Origin of the sequence: Methylobacterium sp. Leaf100, assembly GCF_001422845.1 — a bacterium.
Classification (GTDB): domain Bacteria; phylum Pseudomonadota; class Alphaproteobacteria; order Rhizobiales; family Beijerinckiaceae; genus Methylobacterium.
Genome location: NZ_LMMW01000023.1, coordinates 220017 through 233000 on the forward strand (window position 1 = coordinate 220017; position 12984 = coordinate 233000).

At 68.8% G+C, this 12984-nt stretch carries 10 protein-coding genes, 3 pseudogenes and 1 riboswitch; of the genes and pseudogenes, 6 read left to right on the plus strand and 7 right to left on the minus strand.

Annotated elements, in window-relative coordinates; all coding sequences use genetic code 11:
• Nucleotides 1-118: 118 nt before the first annotated feature.
• On the plus strand, nt 119-319 hold the full coding sequence (locus tag ASF25_RS13690; RefSeq protein ID WP_056175135.1) for a hypothetical protein: 201 nt from the start codon (nt 119-121) through the stop codon (nt 317-319).
• Nucleotides 320-505: 186 nt separating this feature from the next.
• Here the strand turns inward: ASF25_RS13690 and ASF25_RS13695 are convergent, their stop codons facing one another.
• Together ASF25_RS13695 and ASF25_RS13700 are read right to left on the minus strand one after the other, a co-directional pair.
• Complete coding sequence (locus tag ASF25_RS13695; protein WP_056305191.1) at nt 506-1567, minus strand: low specificity L-threonine aldolase; 1062 nt, start codon at nt 1565-1567, stop codon at nt 506-508.
• Between the two features lie 56 nt (nt 1568-1623).
• Nucleotides 1624-1734, minus strand: a riboswitch (SAM-I-IV-variant riboswitch).
• Between the two features lie 315 nt (nt 1735-2049).
• Nucleotides 2050-2859 (minus strand): exodeoxyribonuclease III, encoded by an 810-nt coding sequence (locus ASF25_RS13700; protein ID WP_056175127.1) that lies wholly within the window; start codon nt 2857-2859, stop codon nt 2050-2052.
• Nucleotides 2860-3031: 172 nt separating this feature from the next.
• Here ASF25_RS13700 and ASF25_RS13705 point away from each other — a divergent pair, with 172 nt between their 5' ends.
• Both ASF25_RS13705 and ASF25_RS13710 read left to right on the plus strand, forming a co-directional pair.
• Nucleotides 3032-3787: a lysophospholipid acyltransferase family protein gene (locus ASF25_RS13705; protein ID WP_056305193.1), complete on the plus strand. Its 756-nt coding sequence runs from the start codon at nt 3032-3034 to the stop codon at nt 3785-3787.
• A gap of 159 nt (nt 3788-3946) precedes the next feature.
• A complete protein-coding gene (locus ASF25_RS13710) occupies nt 3947-5014 on the plus strand; it encodes a glycosyltransferase 61 family protein (RefSeq protein WP_162239261.1) in 1068 nt (355 codons plus the stop codon).
• A 159-nt stretch (nt 5015-5173) separates the two neighbouring features.
• Here the strand turns inward: ASF25_RS13710 and ASF25_RS13715 are convergent, their stop codons facing one another.
• From ASF25_RS13715 to ASF25_RS23640, 5 genes and pseudogenes are all read right to left on the minus strand, one after another.
• On the minus strand, nt 5174-6079 hold the full coding sequence (locus ASF25_RS13715) for an outer-membrane lipoprotein carrier protein LolA (RefSeq protein ID WP_056305198.1): 906 nt from the start codon (nt 6077-6079) through the stop codon (nt 5174-5176).
• A 113-nt stretch (nt 6080-6192) separates the two neighbouring features.
• Nucleotides 6193-6681, minus strand: a 489-nt coding sequence (locus tag ASF25_RS23625) for a DNA translocase FtsK (protein WP_280137343.1), incomplete at its 5' end; no start/stop codon positions are given.
• 99 nt (nt 6682-6780) lie between these two features.
• Nucleotides 6781-7062, minus strand: a pseudogene (locus tag ASF25_RS23630) (FtsK/SpoIIIE domain-containing protein); the annotation flags it as partial.
• Nucleotide 7063: 1 nt separating this feature from the next.
• A pseudogene (locus ASF25_RS23635) lies at nt 7064-7408 on the minus strand (FtsK/SpoIIIE domain-containing protein); the annotation flags it as partial.
• Between the two features lies 1 nt (nt 7409).
• Nucleotides 7410-9764 (minus strand): annotated as a pseudogene (locus ASF25_RS23640) (DNA translocase FtsK); the annotation flags it as partial.
• Nucleotides 9765-10053: 289 nt separating this feature from the next.
• Here ASF25_RS23640 and ASF25_RS13725 point away from each other — a divergent pair.
• The 3 genes from ASF25_RS13725 to ASF25_RS13735 all read left to right on the plus strand — a co-directional run bounded on the left by ASF25_RS13725 (nt 10054) and on the right by ASF25_RS13735 (nt 12963).
• A complete protein-coding gene (locus ASF25_RS13725; protein WP_056305200.1) occupies nt 10054-12138 on the plus strand; it encodes an NAD(+) synthase in 2085 nt (694 codons plus the stop codon).
• A gap of 98 nt (nt 12139-12236) precedes the next feature.
• Nucleotides 12237-12464: a hypothetical protein gene (locus ASF25_RS13730; RefSeq protein ID WP_056095294.1), complete on the plus strand. Its 228-nt coding sequence runs from the start codon at nt 12237-12239 to the stop codon at nt 12462-12464.
• Nucleotides 12465-12555: 91 nt separating this feature from the next.
• Complete coding sequence (locus ASF25_RS13735; protein ID WP_056305202.1) at nt 12556-12963, plus strand: PilZ domain-containing protein; 408 nt, start codon at nt 12556-12558, stop codon at nt 12961-12963.
• Nucleotides 12964-12984 lie beyond the last annotated feature (21 nt).

The window sequence follows — 12984 nt, forward strand, 5'->3', positions numbered from 1 at the left end:
GCCCCCAATCCCCTCATGGGAACCGCCCGTCAACAAGCCCGTTGACTGCCAGATTGGATCTGTTCTAATTCTCAACTGCGGGCAGCGACGCTGCCGATTTCGATCAGGAGCGACGGTCATGGCGAACGCCAAGTGTGAGAGCTGCAAGTTCTTCGACGAGCACAAGGTCAATGGCGCGGCCGCGGCCGCCGACGAGGGCCTGTGCCGGTTCAACCCCCCGGTGAGCCAGCCGGAGCCGCAGGGTCACGGCCTGTGGCCGGTGGTGGGCGCCGCCGATTGGTGCGGTCACTTCACCCCCGAGATGAGCGCGGCCGAGTAATACCTGACCTTGATGAGCCTGACTCATCGAGGTCTGTCCGCGCGACGGCGCGGCGGCGGTCGTCCGCCGGACCTCAGTGAGACCGACCTATGGGTCGGTCTCACTGAGAATTGGTATAAGCGACCGACTCGGTACGAGAACGAAGAAGGGCCAGCCGCGAGGCTGGCCCTTCTTCGTTGGCGCGCCTCAGGCCGCGCGTCGGCCGAGGCTCCGGATATCCTGCGCGAGGGCGTCGACCCGTTCGGGGTCGGAATCCCAGGCGAACATGAACCGGGCGCCCCCGCCGATGAAGGTGTAGAAGCGCCAGCCCCTGTCGCGCAGCGCCTCCAAACGGTCGGCGGGCGCCCTGAGAAACACCGCGTTGGCCTCGACGGGGAACATCGCGGACCAGTCGGGCAGGCCGGACACCGCGGCGGCCAACCGCTGGGCGCAGGCATTGGCGTGCCGGGCATGGACGAGCCAGGCGCCGCCTTCGAGCATCCCGACCCAGGGCGCTGACAGGAACCGCATCTTCGAGGCGAGCTGCCCCGCCTGCTTGCAGCGATAACCGAAATCCTCGGCCATCACCGGATCGAAGAACAGGATTGCCTCACCGGCGGCCATGCCGTTCTTGGTGCCGCCGAAGCACAGGAGATCGACGCCCGCCCGCCAGGTCATGTCGGCCGGTGCGCAGCCGAGGCTCGCGCAGGCGTTGGAGAAGCGCGCCCCATCCATGTGGAGGCGCAGGCCGAGATCCCGGCAGGTGGCCGACAGGGCGCGGATCTCGGGAAGCGTATAGACCTGCCCCGTCTCGGTGGGCTGCGTGATGGTCACCACCCGGACCTTCGGGAAGTGGATGTCCGAGCGGCCGGTGGCGAGCGCACGCACGGCGGCCGGGGTGAGCTTGCCGTTCTCCGTGGGGGCGACGAGAAGCTTCGAGCCGTTCGAGAAGAATTCCGGCGCCCCGCACTCGTCGGTCTCGACATGGGCCGAGGCCGCGCAGATGACGCTGTGATACGACTGGCACAGGGAGGCCAGCGCCAGGGCGTTGGCGGCGGTGCCGTTGAAGGCGAAGAACACCTGGGCATCAGGCTTGTCGAACAGGGTCCGAAACGCGTCCGCCGCGCGGGCCGTCCAGGGGTCCTCGCCATAGGCCGGCATCGAACCGGCATTGGCGGCCTGCGTCGCCGCCCAGGCTTCCGGGCAGATGCCAGCGTAGTTGTCGCTCGCGAATTGCTGGGGCGACGCGGAGGGTGGATCGAGGGGCATCGCTGGATTCGCCTATCGTCGTTGAGGCCGCAGGGTGAGCGGGACGACGACGTGTGGCGAAACCCGTTTGTTGCCGGTCCGGCCACATCCCCTCCCGGATCGGGAGAGCGCCACCTTGCCCGGGAGCAGGTTGGCGTCAGGCGTCGGCCCGACTCTTGATGCGGATCGGAATTTAACAGAGCCGCGACCGCCCCACAACCTGGGCGGGACCTTCCGGCCTGCCCTCGGCCGAACAGCAGAACGGGCCCCGCAGGACCCGTTCGATCGTCTCGTGTTGGTTGCGCTGCCCGGGTGACCGGGCGGACGCCTCAGATGGAGCGGCGGTTCGGCGCACCGGAATAGCGGCGACGGAGGTACGACACGAGCTTGGGCAGGAGGAAAGCGACGAGCAGCTTGCGCATGGGAACTCCGGGTTGGCCGCGCGGGCGCGGCATTTCGCAGGACCAATGCGCGTGAGACGGCTCCCGTTCCGTGGTTCGAGCCTAAAGCTCCAGGGTCAGGGTCACCGGCGCATGGTCGGAGGGACGTTCCCACCCACGCGCGTGCCGAGCCACGGTGAGATCGCGCACGGTTCCGGCGAGGTCGGGCGAGACCCAGGCGTGGTCGAGGCGCCGCCCCTTGTTCGCCGCGGCCCAATCGGGCGAGCGATAGCTCCACCACGTGTAGATCTTCTCGGGCTCGGGCACGAGCAGGCGGGCCGTGTCGATCCAGCCCGCCTCGCCCCGCAGGGTCTCGAACGCTTCCGTCTCGATGGGTGTGTGACTCACCACGTCGAGGAGTTGCTTGTGCGACCACACGTCGTGTTCGAGGGGGGCGACGTTGAGGTCGCCGACCAGGATCGCCGGACCGGACGGGCGCCGCCCGCCCCAGGCCCGCAGTTCGGCGAGGAAATCGAGCTTGTGGGCGAATTTTGGATTGAGGGCCCGGTCGGGCACGTCGCCGCCGGCCGGCACGTAGAAATCGTGCAGGACGATTCCCGCGGCCTTGCCGGCCTCCGGCCCCAGCGCCGCCGAGATGTGGCGCGCATCCGCGCGGTCGCAGAAGGCCATGCAGTCGCGGGTGATCAGGGGAAACCGCGACAGGATCGCGACGCCGTTGTAGCCCTTCTGCCCGGCGAAGACAGCGTTCTCGTAGCCCGACCCGCGCAGGGCCTTGAGGGGGAAGGCGTCATCGGGACACTTTGTCTCCTGCAGGCACAGGACATCGGGCTGCACTTCGGCGAGGAAGCGGAGGACGAGGTCGATGCGCAGGCGCACCGAGTTGATGTTCCAGGTGGTGACGGTGAGGCGCAACGATCGATCCGCTCGCGTGAGGCCGGAAAAGGTTTAAAGGAACCTGCGCGCGACGGCGCGGCGGCTTCGCCATAGCCCGAAACCGCCCCGGCCGTCGCCGTGGAAATGCCGCGCCCGGCCGCGATTCCCATCGGGATCGGGGAGGGCGCGCGATTCAGGGGTCGTCGTTACCGTGTCGCGCATCCGCTCCACGCTGTTCAATCTGTACTGGGCCGGCTGGACCGCGCTCTTCCTCGCGCCCCTGGTGGTGCTGGCCGCGCTCGGCTCGCCCACGGGCCCGATCCGTGCGGCGACGCGCCTGTGGTCGCGCGGGATCCTGTTCGGGTTGGCGCGCATCGTCCGCCTCACCTACGTGGAGGAGGGGCGCGCGCGCATCCCGGCCGAACCCTGCCTCATCGTCGCCAATCATCAGTCGGCCTGGGAAACCCTGGCCTTCCTCACCCTGGTGCCCAACGTGGCCATCGTGGCCAAGCGCGAGCTCGTGGCGATCCCCATCGTCGGCTGGTTCCTACGGCGCTCGCCGATGATCATCATCGACCGGGCCAACGGCACCCAGGCCCTGCGCGTGATGATCGACGAGAGCCGCGCGGCCATCGCGCAGGGGCGCTCGGTGCTGATGTTCCCCGAGGGCACCCGCGGGGGCATCGACGATCCGGTGCAGTTCAAGCGCGGCGTCGAGCTGCTCTACGCCAAGCTCGGCCTGCCCGTGCTGCCCGTGGCGGTGAATTCCGGCCTGTACTGGCCCCATGGCGGCTCACGCCACCATCCCGGGGCCATCACCGTGAGCTACCTCCCGGTCCTGCCCGCGGGACTTTCCGGTGCGGCGTTCATGGAGGGCACGCAAGGGGCGATCGATGCGGAGTTGAATCGCTGGAGGGAGGCGGACAGGTCGGTTGCCGAGGGCGACACAAGTCCTTCCGCAGGATAGGAGGAGCGGAGGCCGCGCATCGCTGTCCTCTAGGCAAGCGATCAAATGTCCTACGCCCTCAAAACTCCCTTGGTGTCTGCACCATCCGGTTCCCTAATCCGCCAAATTGAGTGCCCAACTGTCTACTACACTCCTCCTAAGATTATAGAGCTTGAGAAGATGCCACCAGACATCGCGAAGCTCATGGTCAATATTTGGCAAAATTCAGTTCACGCCGGAAGAAATATCGATATTTATGTTCTGAAAAACGTTTTTGTCTCGAATGAAGGATTGGTTTTCGACGAGAACGCACACCTTATTGCTTGCACGCGAACACTTCATTCCGACGAACAAATCGATTCCTCGGCCGAAGCGGTCCGGTCGATCCGAGATCGCGAAGGCGTCCGTGCCATCCGAAAAGCCGTCCTGGCGAAAAGCCGGGGTGCGGAGAACTACGGGCATTTCCTGATCGAGATGCTGACGCGGGCTTGGTTCGCGCGAACCTACCTCGCTCTGACAGATTGGCCCGTTCTCATTCACGAAAGCACAGCTGCAATCCGAAAGGTCGCGATTCAGGCGATTCAGCAGGCAGGATACGACCGAGATCAGATTCTGACCTGCGGTCAGGAACCAGTCTTTCTACAGGAATTGATCTACGTCGACGGCCTTGCTTCCCATTCTCAGTATATCTCGCCCTACGTCATGCAATGTCTCGATGCCGTTGCAGACGATGTCCAAGCGGGAACGGCCAGCATGATCTATGTGCCACGTAGACCCGCACCGACGCGGGATTTCGTCAACGAAAGGCAGATCTCAGCGGCCCTGGTCGCCGATGGTTTCTCTGAGGTCACGACGGCATCGCTCGATTTCCGTGATCAGATCGCCGCGTTCAAGGGCGCCAGCACCGTTGTGGGCTCCATGGGCGCGGCGTTGACGAACCTGGTCTTCTGCAGGCCCGGCACGGACGTGTTCGTGTTTATGCCGAGTAGCGCGGCGGAAGTCCTGTTCTGGATGATCTCCCAGATCAGGCGACTCAACTACTGCGAGATCCGAACCAAGGAGACTGGCCCTCAGACTGGGCCCCTCCCGTGGGACAGGGCGCTCGATATTCCTCCAAGGCAGCTCGCCAGAATTGTCGCCGGCAAGGACAGGGGCCTCCTCGAACGTTTCGGATGGCACCCGCCGCATGGCATAGGGGACGTCATGCGCCAGATCGTCCGTAGACGGTTCGTCGGTGGAGCAGCTTGAAACCGCTGGCTCGACGCTGTTCAGCCACATCCGTCTCGGTTAGCGTTCCCTGGGATCGCTCGATTCGCGAACGCGACATCGTGGAGGAAGTGGCTTCCGCGTTCGCGACAGGGCGCCGGCTCGGGCACTTCATCGATGACGGCCGGCGATCTGCGCTCCTCACTGCGCCCGGATCTGCTTCTCCATCGCCTTGTCCTCGGACCGGCCGTAATTGATGAAGAACGCCGTGCCCTCGACGCTGCGGCCCTTCTGCAGATTCGAGAGCTGCACGATGGTCTGGTAGCCTTGGGGATCGGTGATCCGCCACTGGCTCAGGGTCTTCACCTCGGCATCGAAGAACAGCTGGATCTTCGAGGTGCCGCCGAGAGTCGAGCGGTCCTCCATCGAGATGCGGACGCCGCCCGGATCGTTCGAGACGTCCGAGACCGTGAGGTCGCGGGCGAGGTCGATCTTCTCCCGCAGGAGGAATTTCAGCGGGGTCTGCGAGATGAAGTACAGGTCCTGCGTGCCGAGCTTGCGGTCCTTCACGGCCACGGACGTGCCGTCGGCGACCACTTCCAGGGGGGAGGGCTGGTCGTAGTCGAAGCGCAGGCGGCCGGGCTTCGCCAGCGTCAGCTTGCCGCCGATGCGCCGCCCGTCGGCGCCGATCTGCACGAAGGTGCCGGTGAGGGTGGTGATGCCGTTGAAGTAGGCGTTGGCCTGCGCGAGCACGGCTGCGGCATCGGCCTCCTGCGCCAGCGGCGCACCGACGGCGGCCACCCTGGCGGGCTCGGAGGCCTTGAGGGGGAGCTTGGGGGTCACGATCTTGTCGCCCGCCACCGCCTTGGTGTCCTTCGTCGGCGTGTCCTTGGCTGGCTTTGCCGCCTGCGGTGCGGGCTTCTTCGGAGCGGCCGGGGCGGGAGCGGGCGGGGCCGGCGGCTCGACCGGTGCCGGGGCGGGCTCCTCCTTGCGGCCGAACAGGCCGTCGAGGAACGAGCCTTGGGCCGCGGCAGGCTGGGGCTGAACGAGGACAGCCGCCAAGACGAGCAGCGGGCCGGCGGCGAGGCGGTGACGGCGGCCGATCATCTGACGGTCTCCTGAAGGCGGTTCGAACGGGGAGGGCTCCGCTTAGAGTCCGCCCCTGTGGCGATTATGCGACGCATCCGGGCCGCGCTCCTCCCCAGAGGGAGGGGACGGACTCAGTCGTCGTAATCCATCATCGACGACGGACCGGGGCCGCCTTCCATGAGGATCTCGCGCTTGCCGGCATGGTTGGCCGGGCCGACGATGCCCTCGATCTCCATGCGCTCCATGATCGAGGCGGCGCGGTTGTAGCCGATCTGCAGGCGGCGCTGGATGTAGGACGTGGACGCCTTCTTGTCGCGCATCACCACCTGCACGGCCTGATCGTAGAGTTCGGCCCCCGGATCGATGCCGCCGGTGGCGGCGAAGGCACCGCCGTCGAAGATCGGCACGTCGAGGTCCTCGGCCTCGAGGGCCTGGGATTTCTCGGCCTTGTCGGCTTTGGAGCCCTTGGCGGGCTTCTCGTCCGGGGGCGAATCGTCGGTGGTCACGGCCTCGAGGTAGGACGGCCGGCCCTGGCGCTTGAGATGAGCGACGACGCTCTCGACTTCCGAATCCGAGCAGAACGGCCCGTGCACGCGCGTCGTGCGCCCGCCGCCGGCCATNGGCCGGCCCTGGCGCTTGAGATGAGCGACGACGCTCTCGACTTCCGAATCCGAGCAGAACGGCCCGTGCACGCGCGTCGTGCGCCCGCCGCCGGCCATGAACAGCATGTCGCCCTGGCCGAGCAGCTGCTCGGCGCCCATCTCGCCGAGGATCGTGCGGCTGTCGATCTTGCTCGTCACCTGGAAGGAGATCCGGGTCGGGAAGTTCGCCTTGATGGTGCCGGTGATGACGTCGACCGACGGGCGCTGCGTCGCCATGATGAGGTGGATGCCGGCTGCGCGTGCCATCTGGGCGAGGCGCTGGATCGCACCCTCGATGTCTTTCCCCGCCACCATCATCAGGTCGGCCATCTCGTCGACGACGATGACGATGTAGGGCAGNTGCCATCTGGGCGAGGCGCTGGATCGCACCCTCGATGTCTTTCCCCGCCACCATCATCAGGTCGGCCATCTCGTCGACGACGATGACGATGTAGGGCAGGGCCGAGAGGTCCATCTCCTCGGTCTCGTAGACGGCCTGTCCGGTCTCGCGGTTGAAGCCCGTGTGGATCTCGCGGGTGATGATCTCACCCTTGGCCCGCGCTTCGGCCATGCGGGCGTTGTAGCCGTCGATGTTGCGCACGGCGATCTTGGACATCTTCTTGTAGCGCTCCTCCATCTCGCGCACGGCCCATTTGAGGGCGATGACCGCCTTCTTCGGGTCCGTGACCACGGGCGAGAGCAGGTGNCTTGGACATCTTCTTGTAGCGCTCCTCCATCTCGCGCACGGCCCATTTGAGGGCGATGACCGCCTTCTTCGGGTCCGTGACCACGGGCGAGAGCAGGTGCGGGATGCCGTCGTAGACCGACAGTTCGAGCATCTTCGGATCGACCATGATCAGGCGGCACTCCTCGGGCTTGAGCCGATAGAGCAGGCTGAGGATCATGGTGTTGATGGCGACCGACTTGCCGGAGCCGGTGGTGCCGGCCACGAGCAGGTGCGGCATCCGGGCGAGATCGGCGATGATCGGCTCGCCGCCGATGTTCTTGCCGAGGCACAGGGCGAGCTTGTGCTTGCTCAGGCCGAAATCGGCCGAGGCCAGGAGTTCGCGGAGATACACGGTCTCGCGGGTGTCGTTGGGCAGCTCGATGCCGATGACGTTGCGGCCGGGCACCACGGCGACGCGGGCCGAGACGGCGGACATGGACCGGGCGATGTCGTCCGAGAGCGAGATCACGCGGCTCGACTTGGTGCCGGGCGCGGGCTCCAATTCGTAGAGGGTCACGACGGGGCCGGGCCGTACGGCCAAAATGTCGCCGCGCACGCCGAAATCCTGCACGGTCTGCTGGAGGTTCAGGGCGTTCTGCTCCAGCACGTCGGCATCGACCTCCTCGGTCCCGCTCGGGTCGGGCTCGGCCAGGAGTTCGAGGGAGGGATGCTCGTAATCCTCGTTCTCGACGAGCGACAGGGAGATGTGCCGCCCGGCGGCGATGAGGGTCTGGCGCTCGGGCAGGATGGCGCGCGGGATGTTGAGGACCGGAACGGGAGGGGCGACCGCCGCGGCCAGTTCGGGCTCGGGCTGGGCCCGAAGCTCGGACGCAGCCTGCGCCTCAGGCGCAACCTGCGGCGCGAGGGTTCCTTCGGCTTCCGGCGTTTCGACCACGGGCTCGGGGGCAGGCGCGCCCTTGGGCGTGCGCAGCAGGACCGTCCGCGCCGGGATCGCCGCCGGAACGAAGGCCGACTCGGTGAAGATCACGGGGTCGGCGAAAGGCTTGGGGTCGGGGAAAGGCTTGGGATCGGGGAAGGGCTGGGATTCCGCGAAGGACCGGGGCAACGCCACTAGCTCGGCACGGGCGTCCGGCAGGGCCGGGACGATCGCGGCGAGCGGGAGCGGGGCAGGGGAGGGGGCCACCGGCGGGCGGGCCGAGCGGATGGCCGCGCGGGCGGCCATGGCGCTCAGCACGGGCGAGCGCGGCGCGGCGGCGGCCACCTGCGCGACGGCGCACACCGCGTTGTCCTGACCGTCGGCGGGGGCCGGAGGCCTGTCGAACTGCAGCAGGCGGTCGAGGCCGTAGACCGGCGCCGGGCGCAGGAGCGCGAGATCGGCGGGCGCGGGGACGACGGTGTCCGGAGCCGGCGCGACCTCCGCCAGCGGCGGGACGACATCGGCAATCGGCGCGACGCCGGCCGAATCCGCCTGGATCTCCGACCACGCGTCGAGGGCCGCGGAATCGCGGTTGTCGAACCAGGCGTGCACCTCGGACCAGTCCGGAACCTCGGACCAGTCGCGATCCTCGGCCATGGGATCGGCCATGGGATCGGCCGCCGGGGCGTCGGCACGCGTCTCGGCGATGACCGACAGCTCCAGGACGGGCCCCTCCAGGACGGGCCCCTCCAAGACGGGCGCGTCCAGAACGGGCGCCTCCACCACGGGGGCCTCGACGGCGGGGCTGGCCTGCCGGCGGTCGGGGCTGCGGAAGAAACGGACGCCCTCCGGCACCACGAAGGGCTGGCGCCACAGGGGCTCGGCGGTGGCCGCCGCCGCCTCGCGGGTCGCCCGCTCGATGGCTTCGAGTTCGGCGGCCGCGCGCGCGGCGGCTTCGGCGGCGCGCTCGGCTTCGGCGCGGGTCCGGATCTCCTCGGCGGCGGCCTCGGCCTGGGCCAGGACGGCGCGCTCGGCATCCAGCGCGCGCTGGCGGCGCTCCTGCAGCACCGGATCGGGCGTGCGGGTGTAGCGCACGGCCGGGGCGGGGGCGGTGGTGGCCTGGACCGGGCGGGCCTCGTCGGCCTCCGGCACGATGGCGGCGGGCCGGCGCGGGGCGCGGATGAGGACGCGGGGTCCGGCCTCGCCGTCGCCGAGACCGTCCTCGGGACGGGCGAAGGGGGCCGCGCGCGCCGGGATCATGTCGAGGGTGGCGCGGTCGTCGAAGACGTGGTCGGGCCAGCCCTGCACGGCGGGCGGGGTGCGGTAGGCCGCTTCCCGTCCGACGAGGGCGTGCGGACTCGTCATCCAGCTCGGCGCCGGCCGGGTCGCCGCCACGGTGTAGTCCGGGCGCTGCGGCGGCCCGGCGAGCCGGCGGGTGAGGGTGGCCCGCAGGTTCATGAGCCGATGCGCAAGGGCGCCTATGGACAGTCCGAGGCGGTCGCCACCACGGACGGGGCGAGAGGGATCACGATGGGAGTAGGGGAGCCGTCCCGATGCGCGCATGATTGGCCGGATTTACTCGAAGCGGGTCCGCTGCCGGGAGGGGCGCGGTTCACCAACGAGTTAGGACCATCGTCGTTAACAGACGCTTGCGCCACCGGCCGACGGCCGTTGGAGGGACGGGGCGGATCGGACTAGGATGGCTCACCAGATCCCTACGGCCCCTCCCCTACGGACCCCCAGCCCCTTGACCGCTCCCCCGGCCCAGACCAGCCCCGCCCCGACTTGCGCCGCCCAGCCCTTCCGCTCGCTCTACACCCACGGCTTCGCCCGGGCCGCGGCCTGCACCGGGCGCAGCCACCCGGGCGATCCGGCGGCCAATGCCGCGGCCGTCCTGGCGCTCGCGCGGGACTGCGACGTTCACGGCGCGGCGCTGGCAGTGTTTCCCGAACTCTGCCTGTCCGGCTACGCCATCGAGGACCTGCTCCTTCAGGCCACGATCCAGGGGGCCGTGGAGGCGGCCGTGGAGGCGGTGCGGGCGGGCTCTGAGGGGCTGGCCACGGTACTGGTGGTCGGCGCCCCCCTGCGGGCCGGCCACCGGCTCTACAATTGCGCCCTCGCCATCCACCGGGGCCGGGTGCTCGGGGTGGTGCCGAAGAGCTACCTGCCGAACTATCGGGAATTCTACGAGAAGCGCCATTTCGCGTCCGGGGCCGGCATCACCGGGCAGACGATCCGGATCGGCGGCCAAACCGTTCCGTTCGGCACCGATCTGCTGTTCGAAGCCGACGACGTGCCGGGATTCGTGCTCGGCATCGAGGTGTGCGAGGACCTGTGGGTGCCCGCCTCCCCCGGCATGGATCTGGCGCTGGCCGGCGCCACGGTGCTGGCCAACCCATCGGGCAGCCCCATCACCGTGGGCCGCGCGGAATCCCGCGCGCTGCTGACGCGCGCCGCCTCCATGCGGGGCCTGTGCGCCTACGTCTACGCTGCGGCGGGGATGGGAGAATCCACCACAGACCTGTCGTGGGACGGCCAGACCAGCATCGACGAACTGGGCGAGCGCCTCGCCGAGGGCGCGCGCTTCGCCGACACCCCCGTCGTCACCCTCGCCGACATCGACCTCGACCGGCTCGCCCAGGAGCGGCTCCAGACCGGAAGCTTCGACGACAACGCCCGGGCCCGCGGGTCGGCCTGTCGCCGCGTCGGGTTCCGCCTCGATCCGCCCAGGGGCGACCTCGGCTTGAAGCGACGGGTCGAGCGATTTCCGTTCGTCCCGGCCGATCCGGCCCGCCTCGCCCAGGATTGCTACGAGGCCTACAACATCCAGGTCGCGGGCCTCGCCCAGCGCCTGGCGGCGACGGGCACGAAGCGCGCCGTCATCGGCGTCTCGGGCGGCCTCGATTCGACCCACGCCCTCATCGTCGTGGCCCAGGCCTTCGACCGCCTCGGCCTGCCGCGCTCGAACATCCTGGCCTATACCCTGCCGGGCTTCGCCACCTCGGACGAGACCAAGGCCAACGCCCACGCCCTGATGGCGGCCCTCGGCACCACCGCCCGGGAAATCGACATCCGCGACACGGCGACGAAGATGCTCGCCGACATGGACCACCCGTTCGGGCGCGGCGAGCCCGTCTACGACGTCACCTTCGAGAACGTGCAGGCGGGCCTGCGCACGGATTACCTGTTCCGGCTGGCCAACCAGCAGGGCGGCATCGTCATCGGCACGGGCGACCTGTCGGAACTGGCCCTCGGGTGGTGCACCTACGGCGTCGGCGACCAGATGAGCCATTACGGCGTCAATGCCGGCGTGCCCAAGACCCTGATCCAGCACCTGATCCGCTGGGTGGTCGGCACGGGACAGTTCGACGGAGACGTGGGCGCGACCCTGGAGGCGATCCTCGGCACCGAGATCTCGCCGGAACTCGTGCCGGTGGATGCGGGCGCCCGGCCCCAGAGCACGCAGGATGTGATCGGCCCCTACGCCCTGCAGGATTTCAACCTGTTCCATATCCTGCGGTACGGCTTCCGGCCCTCGAAGATCGCCTTCCTGGCGCTCCACGCCTGGGGCGACGCGCGCGCAGGGGCCTGGCCGCCGGACTTTCCGCGCGGCGAGCGCCGGGCCTACGCGCTGCCCGAGATCCGCGGCTGGCTCGCCTTGTTCCTGAAACGCTTCTTCGGCTTCAGCCAGTTCAAGCGCTCGGCCCTGCCGAACGGGCCGAAGGTCTCGGCCGGGGGCGCCCTGTCGCCGCGTGGCGACTGGCGGGCGCCCTCCGACGGCTCGGCCCGAGCGTGGCTGGACGAGTTGGAGCGCAACGTCCCCGAGCGCTGAGCCCGAGACCGAAAGGGCCGCCGGACCGGGAGCCGACACAAACCCGTCCGATTGTCCGGCTACGTCTCCCGGTGGGTGGGCGAATCGGAGGTTGACCGATGCAGAACTACAACGTTTTCTGCCTCAGGACCGTCGAGGGCCTCTGCTGCGCCGTGCCCGAGAGCCGCGCGGTGCCGCACTTCCTCGGCGGCGGGCACTGGTCGTTCGGGGGCAAGATCGCGGATCTCGGCGCGGCCCCCATCGAGTTCGACGACCGGGCGGCGGAGACGGCCGTGCGCTTCAACGGATTCTACCTGTTCCAGACCATGGACAGCCGCTTCCACTGAGACGCGCCCGAGTCGCCGATCCCGGCGATCATTCCTTAAGGGGCGCGTGTCAGGATCCGTCATCGCGAGCGGTGAACGGAGATCGCGCCCCATGTCGGAGCATCGCAGGGAAGTACGGCAGAGGACGTTCCTCAAGGGCCGGATCCTGTTCAACAAGGGTGCGTCGAGCATGGATTGTCTCGTGCGCGACATGTCGGCGTCGGGCGCGCGCCTGGCCCTCAGCGAAACCACCACCCTTCCCGAATCCTTCGACCTCTACATCCCGCAGAAGGACAGGACCTACCGCTCGACCCTGGCCTGGCGCCGGGCCGACGGCGTCGGCATCACCTTTCTGGACGAGGCCGTGCCGGCGCCCACGCCGGCTCGCGCCGAGGATCCGGGCTCCATGCTGATGCTGATGCGCCGGGTCGGCGAACTCGAAGCCGAGAACGCGGCCCTGCGCCGCCTGCTCATGGGCGCGGCGGCCGCTCCGGCCGAGGGCACCGTCAACGCCGGCTGACGCCGGCCCGAGCGGTCCCCC